Origin of the sequence: Herbaspirillum lusitanum P6-12 (assembly GCF_000256565.1) — a bacterium.
In the GTDB taxonomy this organism is placed as follows: domain Bacteria; phylum Pseudomonadota; class Gammaproteobacteria; order Burkholderiales; family Burkholderiaceae_D; genus Herbaspirillum; species Herbaspirillum lusitanum.
Window position 1 is genome coordinate 1 of sequence record NZ_AJHH01000528.1, and the last position, 20,301, is coordinate 20,301.

General features: G+C 61.0%; 19 protein-coding genes and 1 pseudogene. 15 read left to right on the forward strand and 5 right to left on the reverse strand.

Annotated features, from left to right (window positions below; genetic code table 11):
- The first annotated feature begins 124 nt into the window (after window positions 1-124).
- The 4 genes from HLUSI_RS34295 to HLUSI_RS0117460 all read left to right on the forward strand — a co-directional run bounded on the left by HLUSI_RS34295 (window position 125) and on the right by HLUSI_RS0117460 (window position 2,909).
- Window positions 125-523 carry a response regulator gene (locus HLUSI_RS34295; RefSeq protein ID WP_238534029.1) on the forward strand — a complete coding sequence of 133 codons (399 nt, stop codon included), beginning with the start codon at window positions 125-127 and terminating at the stop codon, window positions 521-523.
- A 1-nt stretch (window position 524) separates the two neighbouring features.
- Window positions 525-1,568, forward strand: coding sequence for a sensor histidine kinase (locus tag HLUSI_RS29300; RefSeq protein ID WP_238534030.1), 1,044 nt, complete (start codon window positions 525-527; stop codon window positions 1,566-1,568).
- A gap of 3 nt (window positions 1,569-1,571) precedes the next feature.
- Window positions 1,572-2,222, forward strand: a complete 651-nt coding sequence (locus HLUSI_RS0117455; RefSeq protein ID WP_029363689.1) for a response regulator — start codon at window positions 1,572-1,574, stop codon at window positions 2,220-2,222.
- A gap of 213 nt (window positions 2,223-2,435) precedes the next feature.
- Entirely contained in the window at window positions 2,436-2,909 is a 474-nt protein-coding gene (locus tag HLUSI_RS0117460; RefSeq protein ID WP_016835184.1) for a response regulator, read from the forward strand.
- Window positions 2,910-3,062: 153 nt separating this feature from the next.
- On the opposite strand, the gene HLUSI_RS0117465 is transcribed toward HLUSI_RS0117460, so the two are convergent.
- Window positions 3,063-3,719, reverse strand: coding sequence for a Crp/Fnr family transcriptional regulator (locus tag HLUSI_RS0117465; protein WP_016835185.1), 657 nt, complete (start codon window positions 3,717-3,719; stop codon window positions 3,063-3,065).
- A 282-nt stretch (window positions 3,720-4,001) separates the two neighbouring features.
- Here HLUSI_RS0117465 and HLUSI_RS0117470 point away from each other — a divergent pair, with 282 nt between their 5' ends.
- The 7 genes from HLUSI_RS0117470 to HLUSI_RS0117500 all read left to right on the forward strand — a co-directional run bounded on the left by HLUSI_RS0117470 (window position 4,002) and on the right by HLUSI_RS0117500 (window position 12,449).
- Window positions 4,002-5,975 (forward strand): AMP-dependent synthetase/ligase, encoded by a 1,974-nt coding sequence (locus HLUSI_RS0117470; protein ID WP_029363691.1) that lies wholly within the window; start codon window positions 4,002-4,004, stop codon window positions 5,973-5,975.
- A 48-nt stretch (window positions 5,976-6,023) separates the two neighbouring features.
- Window positions 6,024-6,851 carry an ABC transporter ATP-binding protein gene (locus tag HLUSI_RS0117475; protein ID WP_085944048.1) on the forward strand — a complete coding sequence of 276 codons (828 nt, stop codon included), beginning with the start codon at window positions 6,024-6,026 and terminating at the stop codon, window positions 6,849-6,851.
- 61 nt (window positions 6,852-6,912) lie between these two features.
- A complete protein-coding gene (locus tag HLUSI_RS0117480; RefSeq protein ID WP_016835188.1) occupies window positions 6,913-7,827 on the forward strand; it encodes a branched-chain amino acid ABC transporter permease in 915 nt (304 codons plus the stop codon).
- Between the two features lie 83 nt (window positions 7,828-7,910).
- On the forward strand, window positions 7,911-8,987 hold the full coding sequence (locus HLUSI_RS0117485) for a branched-chain amino acid ABC transporter permease (RefSeq protein WP_016835189.1): 1,077 nt from the start codon (window positions 7,911-7,913) through the stop codon (window positions 8,985-8,987).
- An 88-nt stretch (window positions 8,988-9,075) separates the two neighbouring features.
- A complete protein-coding gene (locus tag HLUSI_RS0117490) occupies window positions 9,076-10,395 on the forward strand; it encodes an ABC transporter substrate-binding protein (RefSeq protein WP_016835190.1) in 1,320 nt (439 codons plus the stop codon).
- A 119-nt stretch (window positions 10,396-10,514) separates the two neighbouring features.
- Window positions 10,515-11,318 carry an ABC transporter ATP-binding protein gene (locus HLUSI_RS0117495; protein ID WP_016835191.1) on the forward strand — a complete coding sequence of 268 codons (804 nt, stop codon included), beginning with the start codon at window positions 10,515-10,517 and terminating at the stop codon, window positions 11,316-11,318.
- 36 nt (window positions 11,319-11,354) lie between these two features.
- A complete protein-coding gene (locus HLUSI_RS0117500; RefSeq protein ID WP_016835192.1) occupies window positions 11,355-12,449 on the forward strand; it encodes a phenylacetate--CoA ligase family protein in 1,095 nt (364 codons plus the stop codon).
- An 11-nt stretch (window positions 12,450-12,460) separates the two neighbouring features.
- Here the strand turns inward: HLUSI_RS0117500 and HLUSI_RS34980 are convergent, their stop codons facing one another.
- On the reverse strand, window positions 12,461-12,994 hold the full coding sequence (locus HLUSI_RS34980; protein ID WP_414087060.1) for a hypothetical protein: 534 nt from the start codon (window positions 12,992-12,994) through the stop codon (window positions 12,461-12,463).
- 49 nt (window positions 12,995-13,043) lie between these two features.
- Between HLUSI_RS34980 and HLUSI_RS0117510 the strand changes: the two are divergent.
- The 3 genes and pseudogenes from HLUSI_RS0117510 to HLUSI_RS0117520 form a co-directional block, all read left to right on the forward strand.
- A pseudogene (locus HLUSI_RS0117510) lies at window positions 13,044-13,322 on the forward strand (SurA N-terminal domain-containing protein); the annotation flags it as partial.
- A gap of 148 nt (window positions 13,323-13,470) precedes the next feature.
- Complete coding sequence (locus tag HLUSI_RS0117515; protein WP_016835195.1) at window positions 13,471-15,411, forward strand: SurA N-terminal domain-containing protein; 1,941 nt, start codon at window positions 13,471-13,473, stop codon at window positions 15,409-15,411.
- A 123-nt stretch (window positions 15,412-15,534) separates the two neighbouring features.
- Window positions 15,535-16,323, forward strand: coding sequence for a glutamine amidotransferase (locus HLUSI_RS0117520; RefSeq protein ID WP_050977734.1), 789 nt, complete (start codon window positions 15,535-15,537; stop codon window positions 16,321-16,323).
- Here HLUSI_RS0117520 and HLUSI_RS0117525 read toward each other — a convergent pair.
- The gene (locus HLUSI_RS0117525) at window positions 16,316-16,984 is read right to left on the reverse strand and encodes an arylesterase (RefSeq protein ID WP_083830979.1); all 669 of its coding nucleotides are present in this window, start codon (window positions 16,982-16,984) and stop codon (window positions 16,316-16,318) included. The genes HLUSI_RS0117520 and HLUSI_RS0117525 overlap by 8 nt on opposite strands.
- Here HLUSI_RS0117525 and HLUSI_RS0117530 point away from each other — a divergent pair.
- Window positions 16,983-17,720, forward strand: coding sequence for an ABC transporter ATP-binding protein (locus HLUSI_RS0117530; protein WP_029363694.1), 738 nt, complete (start codon window positions 16,983-16,985; stop codon window positions 17,718-17,720). The two genes, HLUSI_RS0117525 and HLUSI_RS0117530, sit on opposite strands and share 2 nt — an antisense overlap.
- On the opposite strand, the gene HLUSI_RS0117535 is transcribed toward HLUSI_RS0117530, so the two are convergent.
- On the reverse strand, window positions 17,717-18,646 hold the full coding sequence (locus HLUSI_RS0117535; protein ID WP_050977736.1) for a DMT family transporter: 930 nt from the start codon (window positions 18,644-18,646) through the stop codon (window positions 17,717-17,719). The two genes, HLUSI_RS0117530 and HLUSI_RS0117535, sit on opposite strands and share 4 nt — an antisense overlap.
- Window positions 18,636-20,162 (reverse strand): bifunctional ADP-dependent NAD(P)H-hydrate dehydratase/NAD(P)H-hydrate epimerase, encoded by a 1,527-nt coding sequence (locus HLUSI_RS0117540; protein ID WP_016835200.1) that lies wholly within the window; start codon window positions 20,160-20,162, stop codon window positions 18,636-18,638. The genes HLUSI_RS0117535 and HLUSI_RS0117540 overlap by 11 nt, the downstream gene beginning before the upstream one ends.
- Window positions 20,163-20,301 lie beyond the last annotated feature (139 nt).

Genomic DNA, 20,301 nt, shown 5'->3' on the forward strand with positions numbered 1-20,301 from the left:
GGGGGCGGTCGCGCTGCCGCGGCAGGGGCAGTAGCGGCAACCGTAGCGGCAGAAGGATATTCATGACCGGCGTCTGCGGGCGCCGGCCTTAACAACGACAAGGGCGGGAAGCGAGCATGAGCATATGAGTATTCCACTCCGGGTATTGTTTGTCGAAGACATGGAAGAGGACGTGATCCTCATGGTGCGCGAACTCAAGCGCGGCGGCTTTGAGCCGACCTGGCAACGGGTCGACACCGAGCCGGACATGGAGGCGGCCCTGCGCGACAAATGGGATATCGTGATCTCCGATTATTCGATGCCCATGTTCAGCGCCGTTGACGCGCTGGAACTGGTCAAGCGGCAGAACGACCAGATTCCCTTCATCATCGTCTCGGGCGCCATCGGCGAGCAGACCGCCGTCGAGGTCATGAAGGCGGGCGCACAGGATTACTTCCTCAAGAGCGCGATCGCCCGTTTGCCGGTCGCCGTCGAGCGCGAATTGCGCGACGCCCTGGTGCGCCGCAAGCAGCGCCTTGCGTGAAATGCAGGCGCGTTTCTACGCCTTCATGAGCGCCGCGCCAATGCCGGCCTGGATCAAGGATGCCGACCTGCGCTACCTCTACGTCAACCCGGCGCAGTCGGCGTTTTTCGGCATGACGCCGGGCGACATGATCGGCCTGAGCGACTTCGACATCATGTCTAGCGGGGCGGCGCAGAACGCCCAGTCCAACGACCGCAAGGTGCTCGACGGCAATCGCGAAATGCATACGCAGGAAACGGTATTCGACGCCGACCACAATCCCAAGATCATGGACATGGTGCGTTTTCCCATCGGCAGCGACGGCAAGATCCTGGCCGCCGGGCTGGCGATGGACGTGACCGAGCGGGTCAATTCGCAAAAGGAACTCGAGCAAGCCATGCAACGCCAGAAGATGCTGGCCAGCCGCGTGATCGAGGTGCAGGAGCGCGAGCGCCAGCATCTGGCGCGCGGCCTGCACGACGACGTCGGCCAGTCGCTCACGGCGCTCAAGATCAATCTGGAGACCATCAAGAAGACCGGTTCGCTGGAAGGACCGTCGCTGCAGAACGGCATCGACATCGTCGCCGCGGTGTTGTCGCAAGTGCGCAGCCTGTCGCTGGACCTGCGGCCGCCGCAGCTGGATAACCTGGGATTGATCGCCACCTTGCGTTCGTACGTGGAGAACAAGTCCACCCTGGCCAATGTGAAAGGCTGGTTCGAGAGTTCGCCTTTGACGGTGGAGTTGCATCATGACATTGAGAACACCTGCTTTCGCATCGTGCAGGAAGCGGTCACCAATATCTTGCGCCACGCCCAGGCTGAGAACATCTGGGTCAAGGTCAGCCAGCGCCAGGATCAGCTCAACGTCAGCATTCGCGACGACGGCAAGGGCTTCGACCTGGAAAAGGCGCGCAGCAATGCGATTGCCGGCACCAGTTTCGGTTTGCTGAATATGGAGGAGCGCGCCGTGCTGGTGGGCGGCGCGATGGACATCACCTCCGCGCCCGGCGAGGGGGTGGAGATCGTTTTGCAATTACCTGTGACACCTGTCATGCGAAGGGGATAGAACATGTTGACAAGAATTGTGCTGGCCGACGATCACGCGCTGGTGCGCAGCGGTATCAAATCGCTGCTCATGGCGATGCCCGGCATCGAAGTGGTGGGCGAGGCCGATGACGGCAACGCCGCCATCGAACTCACCGAAAAGCTCAGGCCTGATGTGGTCGTCATGGATATCGCGATGAAGGGCATGAACGGCCTGGAAGCGGTGCGCCGCCTGCGCGCCGACCATCCGGCCACGAAGTTCCTGATGCTGTCGATGTATGGCAGCGAGGAATACGTGATGCAGGCGCTGAACGCCGGCGCCAACGGCTATCTGTTCAAGGATTCTGCCGCCTACGAACTGGAGAAGGCGCTGATCGAAGTGATCCAGGGCCGGCAATACCTGGATTCGCACATCTCCAAGGATGCACTCGATCTGTACATGAAGAAAGTGGCGCAGGGCGGCATGCCGGTGGAGGTCTTGACGCCGCGCCAGCGCGAGATCCTGCAACTGATCGCCGAAGGCAACAACACCAAGGAGATCGCCTACCGCCTCAATGTCAGCGCCAAGACCATTGAAACCCATCGGGCCCAGCTCATGGAGCGGCTGGAAATCCGCGACGTGCCCGGGCTGGTGCGTTACGCCATTCGTACCGGTCTGACGACCTCGGATAAATGAAAAAGGAAACAAAAGTCGATAATTAGCCTCATTTAATTGCTGAATTTAAGCGAAATCTAAGGTATATCCTGATATCTTCCGTTGTCGATCATGCCATAATTAATTCACCCGACGTGATACCGCGAATGCAATTTGGCGGTAGGGTCTGCGTCGTTCCAGCCTGCGCTGGTCATAAGCCGACGCAGAAAACTGATGGTGTTCAGGCAATAAAAAATGCAAGAAAGTGATCAGGACATGGAGCAAATGGATATCATGCTGGTGGATGACAGCCCGGAGGTTGCCGAGTTGACTCGGATCGCTTTGGACAGCAAGAAGCTGGCCGACAAGATGACCTGGTTTGCCGACGCCGAAGAGGCTGCGGACTACATGTTTTCGGACAACGGTTTTGTCGCCCGCAAGGATCTGCATCCGCGTCTGATCCTGCTTGACCTGCACCTGCCGCTGATGAGCGGTCACGATTTTCTCAAGATCATCAAATCCAATGCCGCCACCGCGCATATTCCGGTGGTGATGTTTTCCTCCTCGGACGACCAGCGCGACATCAACCAGAGCTATGAGCTGGGCGCCAATGGTTACGTGGTCAAGTCCACCGATCCCAAGGAATTCATGGGGACCGTGGTCGATACCGGCATCTACTGGCGCAACCGCAACCGTCCGGCGCGCAACGAAGAGGGCGCGGGGAGGTGAGTGCAGCACCAGCACAGCCTTGCGCTGTGCTGCGATATCTGCCAATACCCGCAGCTATCCGCAACTATCCGCAAGCAGCACAAAAACAGAAGCGCGGCCCGAGCCGCGCTTTTTTTCGTCCATCTGCCGGCGGGCCGCTGGGTCGCTGTGATGTCAGCCCGGAAACTGCCGCAATCCTTCCAGGTCGTTGATGGTGATGCTGCCGTAATCGACCTTGAGCAGGCCGGCTTTTTCCAATACCTGCAAGGCCTGGTTGGCACGCTGGCGCGATGCGCCTGAAAGGTTGCCGACTTCTTCCTGCGAGATTTGCAGCTCCAGTCCGATACCGGGATTCAGGTAGGGATTGAACAGCGCCGCCAGGCAGCGCGCCACGCGCGCATCGGGTTCGAGCATGCGATCGTATTCGACCAGGGAGATGAACAGACCCAGGCGCTCGTTGAGTTGCGTCACCAGAAAACGGTTGAACGGAATGCTGTTGTCGAGCAACCAGAGATACGTCGCCTTGGGCATGTACAGCAACTCGCTGTCGCGCAGCGCCACCACATCGTATTTGCGCGGCTCATCCTTGAGCAGGGAACCTTCGCCGAGCCAGCCGCCGTTGGCCATGCCGGCGAACGAGACGGTCTTGCCTTCGGGCGACACGCTGCTCATTTTCAGCAGACCTTCATGCACGCCGATCCAGTGTGAAACCGGATCACCCTTATGGCAGACGAAACCGCCGGCCGGAATCTTGCGGCTGAATATTTCGGATTGCACGCGCTCCAGTTGTTCGCTGGTCAGCGCGCGCGCCCAGATGCTTTTGCCCAGCATGTCTTGAATCGTTGTCTTCGATGTCTCTATCATTATGATGCGTTGCAATATCAAAAGTTTGGCGATTGTTCGGCAATTGTCCGCGAGATGACAACCATGCCTCTCGACTCACACTACTATCATCGCACAAAAGCAGCGCACAACCGCCTGACTTGCCGCAGCACAAGAGCAGTAAGTGCAACGTAAGCATGTCGGTTCAGACTGACTTGACACACTGAACCCGGAACGTCCGGCACAAGACCGTTATCCGGCAAGCGGACGTTTATAAATAAAGGTGGGACGATGGTGGAGACAACACAACGTCCAGGAGCGCAGACATTTCCGCAGCTGCTCCTGATGCATGCGCAGGCGCGTCCGGATCGTCCGGCGTTCCGCGAAAAGGATCTCGGCATCTGGCAAACCACGACGTGGGCCCAGGTGGCGGATGAAGTGAGGGCATTCGCCTGCGGCCTGGCGGCGCTTGGTTTCAAGCGCGGCATGAGCCTGGCGATCATCGGCAATAATTGCCCGCGCCTGTATTGGGCGATGTCGGCCACGCAATGCCTGGGCGGCATGCCCGTGCCGCTGTACCAGGACGCGCCGGCAGCCGACATGTCGTATGTGCTCAACGACGCCGAGATCGATTTCGTCGTCGCCGAAGACCAGGAACAGGTCGACAAGGTCTTCGAGATCAAGCTGAATTTTTCCAGCGGCACCGAACGTCCCACGCATATCATTTATGACGACGAACGCGGCATGCGCAATTACCGCCAGCCCGAGCTGTCGTCCTTCGCCAGCGTGCAGGAACTGGGGCGCGCCTACGACAAGGCCAATCCGAGCTTCTTCATGGATCAGGTCAACGCGCTGGACACCGACGACATCGCCATCATCCTGTATACCTCAGGCACCACCGGCAAGCCCAAGGGCGTGTGCCATTCGCATGCGGCCATGATCGCGACGGCGCAGACGCTGGTCGACTTCGACCAGTTGAACGAGAGCGACGACGTATTGTGCTATCTGCCGCTGGCCTGGGTGGGCGACTTCCTGTATTCGTTCGCACAGACCCATGTGGCCGGCTTCTGCCTCAATTGCCCGGAGTCGCCAAGCACGGTCATGACCGACTTGCGTGAAATCGGACCGACCTATTATTTCGCGCCGCCGCGCATCTATGAAAACATCCTCACGCAAGTGATGATCCGCATCGAAGATGCCGGCTGGGTCAAGCGCAAGCTGTTCCATGGCTTCATGAGTATCGCCCGCCGCGTCGGCATGCGCATCCTCGACAAGAAGCCGGACGTCTCGCTGGCCGACCGCCTGCTGTACGCAATCGGCCACCTGGTCATCTACGGTCCGCTCAAGAACGTGCTGGGGATGTCGCGCATCCGCGTGGCCTACACCGGCGGCGAGGCGATCGGTCCCGACCTGTTCGACTTCTACCGCTCACTGGGAATCAACCTCAAGCAGTTGTACGGCATGACCGAAACCTGCGTCACGGTCTGCATGCAGCCGTCCGGCGACGTCAAGCTGGACACCGTAGGCCGGCCGATGCGCGGCGTCGAAGTGCATATCGACGCCAGCGGCGAAGTGCTGGTGCGTTCACCGGGACTGATGAAGTCCTACTTCAAGCGTCCCGACGCCACCGCCGAAGCGATCGACGAAAACGGCTACTTCCACACCGGCGATGCAGGGTTCTTCGACAGCGACGGCCACCTGAAGATCATCGACCGCGCCAAGGATGTCGGCAAGATGGCCTGCGGCACGATGTTCGCGCCCAAGTACATCGAGAACAAGCTGAAGTTCTTCCCCTTCATCAAGGAAGCCGTGGTGTTCGGCAACCAGCGCGAGCAATGCACGGCCTTCATCAACATCGACATGGACGCCGTCGGCAACTGGGCCGAGCGTCGCAACCTTGCCTACAGCGGCTACACCGACCTGGCCGCGCATGAGAGCGTGTATGCGCTGGTGGCCGACTGCGTGGAAAAGGTCAACGCCGACCTGGTGCAGGATCCCTTGCTGGCCGACTCGCAGGTGCATCGCTTCCTGGTGCTGCACAAGGAACTGGATCCCGACGACGATGAGCTGACGCGCACACGCAAGGTGCGGCGCGGTTTCATCGCCGAAAAATATGCGGTGCTGATCGAGGCGCTGTACGAAGGCAAGCAGTCGCAGTACATCGAGACGCAGGTGAAATTCGAAGACGGTCGCCAGGGCATGATCGCGGCTGACCTCAGGATTGCCGACGTCAAGACTTTCGCCAACCTCAACCAAGCGGCATAGGCCTGCATGACCACCATGAAAAGACATATCACGGAAGAAGTGCAGCCGATGGAACAGGAACGACAGGCCAACGCAGGAGAGACTGGCGACGACGGCGTGCGCAAGATCGGCGAAGTCATCCTCGACTTGCAGAACATCTCGCTGTCCTTCGGCGGCGTCAAGGCACTGACCGACATTTCATTCAACGTGCGCGAACATGAGATCCGCGCCATCATCGGCCCCAACGGCGCCGGCAAGAGCTCGATGATCAACGTCATCAACGGCGTCTACCATCCGCAGAAGGGCACCATCGTATTCCGCGGCGAACAGCGCCACAGCATGCAGCCGAGCAAAGTGGCGCGCCAGGGCATCGCCCGCACCTTCCAGAACATCGCCTTGTTCAAGGGCATGACCGTGCTCGACAACATCATGACCGGGCGCAACACCAAGATGCATTCGAGCTTCCTCGCCAATGCGATCTGGTGGGGCAGCGCCCGCAATGAAGAAGTCCTGCATCGGCACAAGGTCGAAGAGGTAATCGACTTCCTTGAAATCCAGCACATCCGCAAAACCCCGGTCGGCCGTCTGCCATACGGCTTGCAGAAACGCGTCGAACTGGCGCGTGCACTGGCGGCCGAGCCGGGCATGCTGCTGCTGGACGAGCCGATGGCCGGCATGAACGTGGAAGAGAAGCAGGACATGTGCCGCTTCATCCTTGACGTCAACGAACAGTTCGGCACCACCATCGTGCTGATCGAGCATGACATGGGCGTGGTGATGGACATCTCGGATCGCGTGGTGGTGCTCGACTACGGCAAGAAGATCGGCGACGGAACACCGGACGAAGTGATGGCCAATCCGGAAGTCATCAAAGCTTACCTCGGCACTTCTCATTGAAGTTGCTGAGGATGGAAACAAGCAAAAGAAGCAAAAGAAGCAGAACAAGTGGAGAGCGCAGATGCAATTTTTCTTTGAAGTGACGCTGAGCGGATTGCTGTCCGGCCTCATGTATTCCCTGGTGGCGCTCGGCTTCGTGCTGATCTACAAAGCCTCCGGCGTTTTCAATTTCGCCCAGGGCGCGATGGTGTATTTCGCCGCGCTGGCGGTGGTCGGGCTGATGGAAAAGGGCATGCCGATGTGGGCGGCCATCATCGGCGCCTTCCTGGTGATGATCGTGGTAGGACTGGCGACCGAGCGCTTCGTGTTGCGCAAGCTGGTCAATCAGCCGCCGATCACCTTGTTCATGGCCACCATCGGGCTGGCATTTTTCCTCGAAGGCCTGGGCCCTTTGCTGTTCGGCAGCGAAGTGCGTCCGATCGAACTGGGCATCGTCGACGAGCCGATCATGTCGGTGATGGACAGCATCGGCATCGGCATTTCCAAATTCGACCTGTTCGCCTCCGGCATGGTGATCGGACTGGTGGCGCTGCTGGCGCTGTTCTTCCAGAAAACCAAGGTCGGCCGCGCCTTGCGCGCCGTTGCCGACGACCACCAGGCGGCCTTGTCGCTGGGCATTCCGCTGCAACACATCTGGGCGGTGGTGTGGGGCGTGGCCGGATTCGTGGCGCTGGTGGCCGGCTTGCTGTGGGGCTCGCGCAACGGCGTGCAGTTCGCGCTGACGATGACCGCGCTGAAGGCCTTGCCGGTGCTGATCCTGGGCGGCTTCACCTCGATTCCCGGTGCGATCGTCGGCGGGCTGATCATCGGCGCGTCGGAGAAGCTGGCCGAGATTTACATCCCGCCGGTGTTGCAGGATCTGTTCGGCGGCAATTTCGGCGGCATCGAAGGCTGGTTCCCGTATGTGTTCGCGCTGCTGTTCCTGCTGGTGCGTCCGGAGGGATTGTTCGGCGAGCGGCATATTGACCGGGTCTGACCGGTCTGATCCGGACAAGGCAATGAAAAATAAAGGACGAAGCACATTGGCGCTTCGCCGCATGGAGACACAGGAGAAACACTATGCTTTATCGTGAGGCCGGGCAGTTCAAGACGTCGTACATTGCCGACAGCCAGATATTTCCGATCCGCCAGGATCGCATCGGCATGGCGATTCTGCTTGCGATCGCCTTCGTCGGCATTCCTCTGATCGGCAGCGAATACTGGTTTTCGGCGATCCTGATTCCCTTCCTGGTGTTCGCACTGGCGGCACTGGGGCTGAATATCCTGACCGGTTACGCCGGTCAGCTGTCGCTGGGTTCGGCGGCCTTCATGGCAGTGGGCGCTTATGCGGCCTACAACTTCCAGCTGCGCATCGAAGGCATTCCCATCGTGCTGTCGTTCATCCTGGCCGGCGGTTGTGCGGCGCTGGTGGGGATCGTGTTCGGTTTGCCGTCGCTGCGCATCAAGGGTTTTTATCTGGCGGTGGCGACGCTGGCGGCGCAGTTCTTCGTGGTGTGGGCGCTGACCAAGTTTTCCTGGTTCTCCAACAACAGTTCGTCCGGTGTGATCAGCACGCAGAAGATCGACTTCTTCGGCATCGCCATCAACTCGCCGGTCAAGAAATACCTGTTCGTGCTCGGCATCGTCTGCGTGATGGCGATGCTGGCCAAGAACCTGGTGCGTTCCTCGACCGGCCGCGCCTGGATGGCGGTGCGCGACATGGACGTGGCGGCCGAAGTGATCGGCATCCAGCTGATGCGCACCAAGCTGCTGGCGTTTGCGGTGAGCTCGTTCTTCTGCGGCGTGGCGGGCGCGCTGTATGCGTTTTGCTACCTCGGTTCGGTGGAGCCGGACGGCTTCTCGCTGGACCTGTCGTTCCGCATCCTGTTCATGATCATCATCGGCGGCGTCGGCAGCATCCTCGGCGCCTTCCTCGGCTCGGCGTTCATCCTGCTGCTGCCGATCTTCCTCGATAACGTGCTGCCGCCGCTGGCGTCGCTGCTGCACCTGCCGTTCACCAATGCGACGGTGTCGCACATCCAGCTCATGCTGTTCGGCGGGCTGATCATTTTCTTCCTGATTGTCGAGCCGCACGGACTGGCGCGCCTGTGGCAGATCACCAAGGAGAAGCTGCGCCTGTGGCCGTTCCCGCATTGATAGCTACTGTTTTTCAGAAGTAAAACGATGCGTGCCCAGAAGTAAAAATGAGGTACGCACATGGGTAATAAAACTCAAGGAGACACGTATGAAAAATATCAAACAGCTTGTACTTGCCGCGACCGTCGCTGCAAGCCTGTTGGCTCCCGCACTGCCGGCGATGGCCCAGGCCAGCGACCAGTTCATTGCGATTCCGAGCTATCGCGTCGGCCCGTACGGCACCAACGGCCAGTCGTACTACGGCGGCTACGTCGACTACCTGAACTACGTCAATCTCAAGGAAGGCGGCGTCAACGGCGTCAAGCTGTCCTGGGAAGAATGCGAAACCGAATACAACAACGCCAAGGGCGTCGAGTGCTATGAGCGCATGAAGAACAAGAATCCGGTGACCAAGGGCACCGCGATCAACTCGATGGCGACCGGTATTTCCTACGCGCTGATCGACAAGAGCGTGGAAGACAAGGTGCCGCTGCTGATGATGGGCTACGGCCGCACCGATGCGGTGGACGGCTCGGTGTTCCCCTACGCATTCCCGCTGGTGACGACGTACCAGATGCAGGTGTCGGCGATCGTCAAGTTCCTCACGACCAAGAACGGCGGCTCGCTGGCCGGCAAGAAGATCGTGTTCCTGTATCACGATTCGGCCTACGGCAAGGAGCCTATCGTGGCGCTGGAAGCCGAAGCCACGCTGGGCAAGTTCAAGGTCGTGCAGATTCCCGTGGCCCATCCGGGCAACGAACAGGGTGCGCAATGGCTGAAGATCCGCCAGGAGAATCCCGATTACGTGATCTTCTGGGGCTGGGGCGTGATGAACCAGACCGCGCTGAAGGCGGCGCAAAAGGTCGGCTTTGCACGCGACAAGATCATCGGTTCGTGGTGGGCCGGCTCTGAAGAAGACACGATTCCTGCAGGCGACGCCGCCAAGGGTTACATGAGCGCGACCTGGAACGTGGCCGGCAAGGGCGTGCCGCTGATTGCCGACATCGAGAAAGTGGTCTACGGCGCCGGCAAGGGCAACCTGCAGGACAAGGCCAAGATCGGCTCGATCCTGTACAACCGCGGCGTCTCGGCAGCCATCGCCACGGTGGAAGCCGTGCGGACTGCACAAGGCAAGTTCGGCAAGAAGGTCATGAGCGGCGAAGACGTGCGCTGGGGCCTGGAAAACCTCAACATCACCAATGCGCGCCTGCAACAGCTGGGCGCCACCGGCCTGCTGCCTGAGATCAAGACTTCCTGCGACAACCACGAAGGTTCGGGCAAGGTCAAGATCCAGCAATGGGACGGCAGCAAGTGGGTGCTGGTCTCGGACTGGATCGAAGGCAACAAGAACCTGATCCATCCGCTGTTCAAGGCGTCGGCAGCGAAGTACGCGAAAGAAAAGGGTATTACCCCTGCCTGCATGAAATAAAACACAGGCCTTGGCGTCGGCGCGTTGAAGTGTGTCGCAGGACATGCCAAATTCGCCGACGCTTTTTTGGGAAAAATCCGAACAGCAAGTCCGAACAAGGCAGTCAAGCCGGAGCAAGCATGGGTACAGCACTCAACATCAACAACATAGAAGTCATCTACGACCACGTGATCCTGGTCCTCAAGGGTGTCTCGCTGGCGGTGCCGGAAGGCAAGATCGTGGCGCTGCTGGGCGCCAACGGCGCCGGCAAAAGCACCACGCTCAAGGCGATTTCCAATCTGCTGGGGGCCGAACGCGGCGACGTCACCAAAGGCAGCATCGAATTCAAAGGCGAGCGTGTCGACCGGCTTACGCCCAACGACCTGGTCAAGCGCGGCGTGATCCAGGTGATGGAAGGCCGGCATTGCTTCGGCCATCTGACGATCGAAGAAAACCTGCTGACCGGCGCCTATACTCGCAACATCAGCAACGCCGAGGTGAAGCGGGAACTGGAAAAAATCTACGACTATTTCCCGCGCCTGAAGGTGCGCCGCAAGTCGCAGTCGGGCTACACCTCCGGCGGCGAGCAGCAGATGACCGCGATCGGCCGCGCCATGATGGCCAAGCCGTCGATGATCCTGCTCGACGAACCGTCGATGGGTCTGGCGCCGCAGATCGTGGAAGAGATTTTCGAGATCGTCAAAGACCTCAACACCAAGGAAAACGTGTCCTTCCTGCTGGCCGAGCAAAACACCATGGTGGCGCTGCGCTATGCCGATTTCGGCTACATCCTGGAGAACGGCAGGGTGGTGATGGAAGGCGCTGCCAACGATCTCGCCAGCAACGAAGACGTCAAGGAGTTCTATCTCGGCGTCTCGGCGGCGGGGCGCAAGAATTTCCGCGACATGAAGTTCTATCGTAGGCGCAAGCGCTGGCTGGCTTGATGCAACTCTTCCTCAGTCCACGCATACGGTAAATTCATGTCCGACATTCTCGATCCCCTGGAACAACGCGATTCGCACCAACGCGAGGCCGCACTCATGTCCGCCTTGCCCGGCCTGGTGGCGCCGCATCGCCAGCTGCGCCGTCTGTTCGTGTCGCCGGGTCCGATCTTCGATCCGGAAGGACACAGCCAGGATTGGTGGCGCTTCGAGCGGCCGATGCGCGCGCTGGGGCTGCGTGCCGGGCATATCATCCAGAACTGTTTTTCCTACCATTTCACGCCGGCGGCTTTCATGGCTGAAGGCGCAGCGGCCAAGCTCGGCTGTGCGGTGATTCCGTCGGGCATCGGCCAGACCGAATTGCAGGTGCAAACCATGGCGTCGCTGCGTCCGGACGCCTACGTCGGCACGCCGTCCTTCCTCAAGATCATCATCGAAAAGGCGCAGGAAATGGGTGTCGCGCTCGACAGCCTGCAACGTGCGCTGGTCAGCGCCGAGGCGCTGCCGCCGTCGCTGCGCAGCTGGTTCCACGACAATGGCGTGCCGAACGTGTTGCAGCTGTACGCCTCGGCCGACATCGGCAACATCGCTTACGAGTCGATCAGCGAGGGCAAGGTCAATCCCGGCATGGTCCTCGACGAAGACCTGATCCTCGAGATCGTCCGCCCAGGCACCGGCGACCCGGTCCGGCCGGGCGAGGTCGGCGAAGTGGTGGTGACGTCGTTCAATCCCGACTATCCGCTGATCCGTTTCGGCACCGGCGACCTGACCGCTACGCTGGACGGCGTCTCGCCATGCGGCCGCACCAACACGCGCATCAAGGGCTGGATGGGGCGTGCCGACCAGACCACCAAGGTGCGCGGCATGTTCGTGCATCCTTCGCAGGTGGCGGAGATCACGCGCCGCCATGGGCTGATCCTCAAGGCGAGGCTGGTGGTCAGCGGCGAAATGGCCAACGACAGCATGACGCTGCATTGCGAAACCCAGGACATGGAAAGTGCGGTGGCGCAAGCGGCGGCGATTGCCGACAGCGTGCGCGACGTGACCAAGCTGAGGGGAGATGTGCTGTTCGCGGCGCCGGGAAGTTTGCCCAATGACGGCAAGGTCATCGAGGACGCACGCAAGTACGAATAATCCGCGCGCGTTCAGTCGTCGGCGGTCTTGACCACGGTCAGGCGGGCGATCAGGAATTCGCCGTCGATCACCTTGCGGAACGGTACCCCGGCAGCCTCGAAGCCGGGGCCGCCGTGCTCGAGCCAGGTCTGCGCGACCGTATCGAAAGTCTCTACATCCATGCCCAGCATCTGAAACGAGAGCACGAATTTTGCGCCTTGTTTTTGCCGTTTGACGATTTCTTCCAGCTTTGTCATGACCGATTCCTGTTTGCCTTGAGAAGATTCAGCGCAGGATGATAGCGCGAACCCGCCCAAATCAGCATTTTCAATGCGTTTCCCGACGGCAGCATCGGTGACTTGGCGTGGCTGGCTGTGTATAATGACGCGCGGGTGTTGTTGCCAAGGCGGCATCTCCCAGAGCAGAGAAATTTGCTCCGCCAGCATTAGCATTGCTACAAGGCGAACGTGTTCGCCTTTTTTCTTATGCGTTCCTGTGTGCTTGTTGCTTGTAGGCGTCCTGGCTGACCGGTTTCCGGACGGCGAGTGCGTGGTAACTGATGTCATTTGATGTCCTTGTTTCTGATTTCTTTCTGATTTCGTGATCGGCTGACCCATGTTTGAATTTATCCGTAACCATCAGCGCCTGATGCAATTCCTGCTGCTGCTGTTTATTTTCCCGTCCTTCGCGTTCTTCGGCCTGGAAGGCTACAGCCGTCTGTCCGACGGCGACAATGCCGTGGCCAAGGTGGCCGGCCAGACCATCACCAAGGAAGAATGGGACGCCGCGCAGCGCCAGCAACTGGAGCGCATGCGCCAGATGTCCGGCGGCCAGATCGATCCGAAGGTGTTCGACACGCCCGAAGCGCGCCGCGCCGTACTGGAAAACCTGATTGAGTTCGCCTTTTTTCTTATGCGTTCCTGTGTGCTTGTTGCTTGTAGGCGTCCTGGCTGACCGGTTTCCGGACGGCGAGTGCGTGGTAACTGATGTCATTTGATGTCCTTGTTTCTGATTTCTTTCTGATTTCGTGATCGGCTGACCCATGTTTGAATTTATCCGTAACCATCAGCGCCTGATGCAATTCCTGCTGCTGCTGTTTATTTTCCCGTCCTTCGCGTTCTTCGGCCTGGAAGGCTACAGCCGTCTGTCCGACGGCGACAATGCCGTGGCCAAGGTGGCCGGCCAGACCATCACCAAGGAAGAATGGGACGCCGCGCAGCGCCAGCAACTGGAGCGCATGCGCCAGATGTCCGGCGGCCAGATCGATCCGAAGGTGTTCGACACGCCCGAAGCGCGCCGCGCCGTACTGGAAAACCTGATCGCCCAGCGTGCACTGGCGGCTGAAGTGGTCAACGACAAGCTGTCGGTGTCGGACCTGACGCTGCAGCAGAGCATCATGCAGATTCCCGGCCTGCTGAAGGCCGACGGCAGCTTCGACAGCGACCAGTACCGCGTCCTGCTGGCGGCCCAGGGCCTGACCCCGAAGGGTTATGAAGCCAGCCTGCGCCGCGACATGGGGCTGCAACAGATCAACGCCGCCGTGCAGGGCACAGCGTTTGCACCGAAGACAGTCGCCGCGCGCCTGTCCGACCTGAACGACCAGGAACGCACCGTGCAGGAATTGTCGTTCAAGGCGGCATCCTTTGCCGGCCAGGTCAAGGTGACCGACGACATGCTCAAGGCTTACTACGACAAGAACGGCAGCAAGTTCGAAGTGCCGGAACAGGCGAAGATCGAGTACGTGGTGCTCGACAGCGCGGCCGTGGCTGCTCAGGTCAGCGTGTCTGATGCCGACGTCAAGTCCTACTACGACCAGAACATCAAGCAATACTCGACCGACGAACAACGCCGCGCCAGCCATATTCTGCTGGAAGTGAAGAAGGGCGCGTCCGTCGCCGACAAGGCTGCGGTCAAGGCCAAGGCCGACGGCCTGGTGGCGCAACTGCGCAAGACGCCGGGCGACTTCGCCAAGCTGGCCAAGGCCAATTCGCAGGATCCGGGTTCCAAGGACCAGGGCGGCGACCTCGGTTTCTTCGGCAAGGGCGCCATGCTCAAGTCGTTTGAAGACGCGGCCTACAAGCTCAAGCAAGGCGAAATCAGCGATCCGGTCGAGTCCGACTACGGTTACCACATCATCCAGCTGACCGGCATCAAGCCGGGCTCGGTCAAGCCGCTGGACGAAGTGAAGAGCGAAATTTCCACCGAGATCAAGAAGCAACTGGCCGCCAAGAAGTACGCTGAACTGGCCGAGACCTTCAACAATACCGTCTACGAGCAGGGCGACAGCCTCAAGCCGGTGGCCGACAAGCTCAAGCTGAAGATCGAAACTGCCACCGGCGTGACGCGTCAGGCCAATCCGACCCTGCCGCCGAACACGGTCTACAACAATCCGAAGTTCCTGAAGGCGCTGTTCACCGACGACACCATCAAGGGCAAGCACAATTCGGAAGCGGTGCAGGTCGCGCCGACCACGCTGATCGCCGGCCATATCGTCGAGTACAAGCCGGTCACCAAGCGCGCCTTTGACGACGTCAAGACCATTGTGCGCGAGCTCGTGACGCAAACCGAAGAACTGGCCTTGGCCAAGAAGGCAGGCGAAGCCAAGCTGGCGGAACTGAAGTCCAAGGATGACGCCGCCGGTTTCGGCGAAGCCAAAGTGGCTTCGCGCGTGAAGACCCAGGGCTGGAACCAGGATGCCTTCCTGGCCGTCATGAAGGCCGATACCGCCAAGCTGCCGGCATACACCGGCGTCGAAGTGCCGGGCCAGGGCTACAGCGTGTTCCGCATCACCAAGGTGGCGCAACCGGCCACGCCTGACGCGGCCCGCCGCAAGACCGAGCAGGACCAGATCGCCAATACGCTGGCCGAGCAGGAAATGCTGTCGTACATTAACTACCTGAAGGAAAAGGCCAAGACCAAGATCCTGAAGGGCGGCGAGACAGTCGGTGCAAGCGACGGCAAGCCGGCCGACGCCGTCAAGTAAGCTGAAACTGCGTAAATCACGTGCATCAAACAAAAAAGGCCGCTTATGCGGCCTTTTTTGCAGCTTCGGCGCGCTGCGCCTGAACGTACAATGAATGCTCACCCGTCCTTGAAGCCGCGTCCCATGCCAGCCTCAGTGTCAGCCGCAGTGCCTGATTCAGCTTCAGCCCAGTCGATCGCCCCGGTCCTCATCATCCACACCGGCGATCCCATCGACGAGTTGCGCCAGTCCTATGGCAGCTATGCGGTCCAGTTGCAAAAAGCGGCCGGGCTGGCCGACGACGAAACCGAGATCGTCTCCGTGTTCCAGGGCCAGTTCCTGCGCGAGCCGGAGCAATACCGCGCGGTGCTGATTACCGGTTCGCCGACCATGGTCACCGACCTGGTCGATTGGAGCGAGCGCACGGCCGCCTGGTTGCGCCGCGCGGCCGAACATGGACTGCCGATGTTCGGTGTCTGCTATGGACATCAATTGTTGTCGCACGCATTTGGCGGCAAGGTCGGGTACAACCCGGCCGGACGCGTGGCCGGCACCATGGCGGTGAGGCGGCATGCGGTCGCGGCAGATGAGCATCTGCTGCAGGAGATTCCCGATAGTTTTGAAGCCCACATGCTGCATTCGCAAGTGGTGCTGGAGCCGCCGCCGGGTGCAACCGTGCTGGCCAGCTCGACGATGGATCCGCATCACATGCTGCGATTGGCGCCGAACATCTTTTCAGCGCAGTTCCATCCGGAGTTCACCGGCGAGTTCGTCAGGGCCCACCTGGCGTATTACACCGAGGTCTACGGCAAGTGCGGCATCGATACCGCCGCCATGTGCGCCCAGGTATGCGAGACGCCGCAATCGGCGGCGCTGCTGCGTCGCTTTCTTGATCTGCACGCGCCGGTCAAGCAAATCCCCGTGACTATTTGAGCAAAGGCTGGAGCGCCGGCCAGACGTTGTCCAGCAAGGTCTGCTGCGCCTGCTCGTTGGGATGCATGCGGTCGGCCTGGAACAGCGCCGGCTTGTCGGCCACGTCCTTGAGGAAGAACGGCACCAGCGCGGTCTTGTTCCGCTTCGCAGCGGCAGGGAACAACTGCGAGAACTTGTTGGTGTAGTCGGCGCCGTAGTTCGGCGGAATCTGCATTCCCACCAGCACCACCTTGGCCTTGGCCGCGCGCGCCATGTCGATCAGCGCCTGCAGGTTGGCTTGGGTGGCGCTCAGTTGCAAGCCGCGCAGCGCGTCGTTGGCCCCCAGCTCAATGATCACGACGTCGGGCGCATGTTTGCTCAGCAGGGCCGGCAGGCGGGTCTTGCCGCCGATGGTGGTTTCGCCGCTGATGCTGGCGTTGATGATGCCGGTGCTGATCTTTTCCTGCTGCAGACGTTTGTCGAGCAGCGCCACCCAGCCGCTGCCGCGCGTCAGGCCGTATTCGGCGGAGAGGCTGTCGCCGAGCACAAGCAGGGTTTTTGGTGCAGAATAGGCGCTCGCTGCGAACATCAGCAGGGGCATCGCCAGCAGCGCGGCCAACAGGCGGCGCCAGCGCACATCATGTCTTCTTGTCGCCTTCATCCATCTTCCATTCGATTGCATGCCTGATTCCTCTGTGTCTTCAAGTTCCGCCATTGCCAACACTTCCGCCATCGAAGTCGTCAATCTGTCCAAGCGCGTCGCCGATGCCGCCGCCGAGGCGACTGCCGTCAGCAAGGCCGGCGAGCTGGCGATTTTACGCGACGTCAATTTTAACGTGCAGGCCGGAACCACGCTGGCCATTGTCGGCGCCTCCGGTTCGGGCAAGTCGACGCTGCTGGGATTGCTGGCAGGGCTGGATACGCCTTCCGACGGCACCGTCAGGATCGACGGCGTCGACATCTTTGCGCTCGACGAAGATGGCCGCGCGGCGCTGCGCAAGCACAAGCTCGGATTCGTGTTCCAGTCGTTCCAGCTGCTCGGCCATCTCAACGCGGTCGAAAACGTCATGCTGCCGCTGGAGCTGCGCGGCGACGCCGATGCGCGCGGCAAGGCCGAACGCATGCTGGCGCGCGTCGGGCTGGGCAGCCGCCTCAAGCACTATCCCAAATACCTGTCCGGCGGCGAGCAGCAACGCGTGGCGCTGGCGCGCGCCTTTGTCACCGAGCCGCCTCTGCTGCTGGCCGACGAACCGACCGGCAGCCTCGATGCCACCACCGGTGAAGCGGTGATCCGGTTGATGTTCGAGTTGAACAAGGAACGCGGCTCGACGCTTGTGCTGGTCACGCACGATCCGTCGATTGCCGCACGCTGCGCGCAGACGATCACGATTGCGGCAGGGCGGCTGGTCGAAGCCTAAGCAGTTGTTTCCGCAGCCGCCCGCAGCGGATGCGCGCGTCGATGTTCGACATACGCGATGCCCATGCCGCTGGCGCAGATGATCGCGATGCCGAGGATGGTGACGGCGTCGGGGAACTGGTTGAACACCAGCCAGCCCATGGCACTGGCCGAGATGATCTGGCTGTAGGCGAACGGCGTCAGCACTGACGCTTCGGCATGCCGGTAGGCGCTGTTCATGAAGAAATGGCCGATCGTGCTGGTGATGCCGGTCGATGCAAGAATCATCCATTCGGTCGCATCGGGCGTATGCGGCGACCAGAAAAACGGCACCATCAGGCTGCTGACCACCATTCCCACCAGACCGCCGTAGAACAGCGTCACCATCGGATCGTCGGCCTGGTTGGCCTTGCGATTGAGGATGGACACGGTCGCATAGGTCGCCGCCGACAGCAGTCCCAGCACCACGCCATGCGCCGGGATGTCGCCGCCCGGACGGATCACGATCAGCATGCCGGCGAATCCCACCGCCACGGCGACCCAGCGCGAGATATAGGTGGTTTCACCCAGCAGCCACGGCGACACTGCCAGCACGATCAGCGGCGCGCAGAAATTCATCGCGGTGCCTTCGGCCAGCGGCACGATCTTCAGCACCGAAAAGAAAATCAGCGTCGACAGCAGCAACGCCAGCGCACGCAAGACCTGCAGGCGCGGCCGGGTCGAATGCAGGATGCTGCGGCCGTGGCGGCGCTTGTACAGCGGCATCAGCGTGGCCGCCATGAAGACGGTATTGATGGAGTAGCGCATCCACGCAATCATCACCACGTGATAGCCGGCCATGCCGAGCAACTTGCCTGCGGTATCCAGCAGCGACAGCGTCCACAACGCCGAAATCAGAAAGATGATGCCCAACCAAAGTCTCGGATGTGAAGCAATGTTAGCGGGCATGGTCTCGGATGATTTGATTGAGGAGGGTGCGCACGGCTGGAATGACTTCGCTGGCAGTCAGGCCGACCGGACCGATGCCGAGGTCGACCAATTGATCGGCCGCCTTGCCGTGCAGCCACACGGCAGCCAGCGCCGCCTGCGTCGCCGGCCAGCCTTGCGCCAGCAACGCGCCGCACAGGCCGGACAAGACGTCGCCGGTGCCCGCAGTGGACAGCGCCGGATTGCCGGTGGTGTTGATGACGATGTCGCCATCAGGGAATGCGATGACGGTGCCGGCGCCCTTGAGGATGGCGATGCTCTTGAAATGCCGTGCCAGCAGCCGCGCGGCGGCCGGTCGATCATTTTGGATTTCGGCGGTGGTGGCGTCGAGCAGGCGCGCCGCTTCCAGGGGATGCGGGGTGATGATGGTCTTGGCCGCCGCGCCAGCCTGGCTGCGCCGGTGCAGCTTGTGCTGCAGGGCGGGTTCGGCCGAGATCAGGTTCAGGGCGTCGGCATCGACCACGATCTCGGCTTCGCTGTCCAGGGCGCGCGCCAGGATGTCATGCGCATGGCGCGAGGTGCCCATGCCGGGGCCGACCACCAGCGCCGCGCTGGCGGCGAATTCGACCCGGTCGGCCAGCCGGAACATCAGTTCGGGGTGCTTGTCGTCATAGGCCAGGCCATCGTCGACAAAGGCCACATAGACGCGTCCGGCCCCGCCGAAGGCCGCCGTACGGGCCGCCAGCACCGGCGCGCCGGCCATGCCGCGCGCCCCGCCCACCACGATGACGTCGCCATAGCTGCCCTTGTGGCTGTTGTTGGCGCGTGGCTTGAGGGCCGTGGCAAAGCTCTGCGGCCCATTGAGGAAAGCCCGCGTGGGCAAGAAACGCTCGGCGGCGATCTCCAGCGTATCGACCACGATCTGGCCGCTGTGGTCGCTGCCATCGCAGGTGTGCAGGCCAGGCTTGTCGCCGATGAAGCTGAGGGTATGCGTGGCGCGTACCGCAACGCAGCCGGCGCCGCCGACGATGGCGCCGGTGTCGGCGCTCAGGCCGCTGGCGATGTCGATGGACAGTATCGGGCAGCGCAGCGAATTGACGTAGTCGACGCAAGCGCGCAGCTTGCCGGCGATCGGGCGCGTCTGGCCGATGCCGAACAGGCCGTCGATGACCAGTGTCCAGCGTGTTTGCGTCAGATGCTCGGCGTCGGCGATGTCAAGAAATTCCACCTCGGATTCGCGCGCGCGTTGCAGCGCCTTGCGGGCATCGTCGGGTTGCTTGCTTTCGTCGGCGTGCAGGGCGACCGCGACGTGCAGTTCAAATTGGGATAAATAGTGTGCCGCTTCCAGCGCATCGCCGCCGTTGTTGCCGGGACCCGCGAGGATAAGGACATGCACGTCGTCGTCACCGGCTACGAGGCTCAGCGCCCGGCGTGCGCAGGCTTCGCCGGCGCGTTGCATCAGCGTGTAGGAGGGCAGTTCCGCCTTGGCGGCATGTTCGATCCGGCGAATTTCAGCAATCGAATAAAGCGCACTCATAGACGACGCGGCCCGATAAGGTGGAACATGAGAATGATGCGGAGGGAAAGCAGGAATGGTGCTGGCGTGACCATTCTAAGTCAATTGAAAAAAATCCGCAGACATGAAAAAGCGCAAGCTTGCTGCGCAAAAAAGCGTG

Excerpts from the sequence above, each read along its gene's own strand:
- HLUSI_RS29300 (WP_238534030.1), top strand. The coding sequence starts at position 525 with ATGCAGGCGCGTTTCTACGCCTTCATGAGCGCCGCGCCAATGCCGGCC.
- HLUSI_RS0117525 (WP_083830979.1), bottom strand. The coding sequence starts at position 16,984 with ATGCAATCGAATGGAAGATGGATGAAGGCGACAAGAAGACATGATGTG.
- HLUSI_RS0117470 (WP_029363691.1), top strand. The coding sequence starts at position 4,002 with ATGGTGGAGACAACACAACGTCCAGGAGCGCAGACATTTCCGCAGCTG.
- HLUSI_RS0117520 (WP_050977734.1), top strand. The coding sequence starts at position 15,535 with ATGCCAGCCTCAGTGTCAGCCGCAGTGCCTGATTCAGCTTCAGCCCAG.
- HLUSI_RS0117530 (WP_029363694.1), top strand. The coding sequence starts at position 16,983 with ATGCCTGATTCCTCTGTGTCTTCAAGTTCCGCCATTGCCAACACTTCC.
- HLUSI_RS0117495 (WP_016835191.1), top strand. The coding sequence starts at position 10,515 with ATGGGTACAGCACTCAACATCAACAACATAGAAGTCATCTACGACCAC.
- HLUSI_RS0117500 (WP_016835192.1), top strand. The coding sequence starts at position 11,355 with ATGTCCGACATTCTCGATCCCCTGGAACAACGCGATTCGCACCAACGC.
- HLUSI_RS0117535 (WP_050977736.1), bottom strand. The coding sequence starts at position 18,646 with ATGCCCGCTAACATTGCTTCACATCCGAGACTTTGGTTGGGCATCATC.
- HLUSI_RS0117465 (WP_016835185.1), bottom strand. The coding sequence starts at position 3,719 with ATGCTGGGCAAAAGCATCTGGGCGCGCGCGCTGACCAGCGAACAACTG.
- HLUSI_RS0117490 (WP_016835190.1), top strand. The coding sequence starts at position 9,076 with ATGAAAAATATCAAACAGCTTGTACTTGCCGCGACCGTCGCTGCAAGC.
- HLUSI_RS0117460 (WP_016835184.1), top strand. The coding sequence starts at position 2,436 with ATGCAAGAAAGTGATCAGGACATGGAGCAAATGGATATCATGCTGGTG.
- HLUSI_RS34980 (WP_414087060.1), bottom strand. The coding sequence starts at position 12,994 with ATGACATCAGTTACCACGCACTCGCCGTCCGGAAACCGGTCAGCCAGG.
- HLUSI_RS0117540 (WP_016835200.1), bottom strand. The coding sequence starts at position 20,162 with ATGAGTGCGCTTTATTCGATTGCTGAAATTCGCCGGATCGAACATGCC.
- HLUSI_RS0117475 (WP_085944048.1), top strand. The coding sequence starts at position 6,024 with ATGGAACAGGAACGACAGGCCAACGCAGGAGAGACTGGCGACGACGGC.
- HLUSI_RS0117515 (WP_016835195.1), top strand. The coding sequence starts at position 13,471 with ATGTTTGAATTTATCCGTAACCATCAGCGCCTGATGCAATTCCTGCTG.
- HLUSI_RS0117485 (WP_016835189.1), top strand. The coding sequence starts at position 7,911 with ATGCTTTATCGTGAGGCCGGGCAGTTCAAGACGTCGTACATTGCCGAC.
- HLUSI_RS0117480 (WP_016835188.1), top strand. The coding sequence starts at position 6,913 with ATGCAATTTTTCTTTGAAGTGACGCTGAGCGGATTGCTGTCCGGCCTC.
- HLUSI_RS0117455 (WP_029363689.1), top strand. The coding sequence starts at position 1,572 with ATGTTGACAAGAATTGTGCTGGCCGACGATCACGCGCTGGTGCGCAGC.
- HLUSI_RS34295 (WP_238534029.1), top strand. The coding sequence starts at position 125 with ATGAGTATTCCACTCCGGGTATTGTTTGTCGAAGACATGGAAGAGGAC.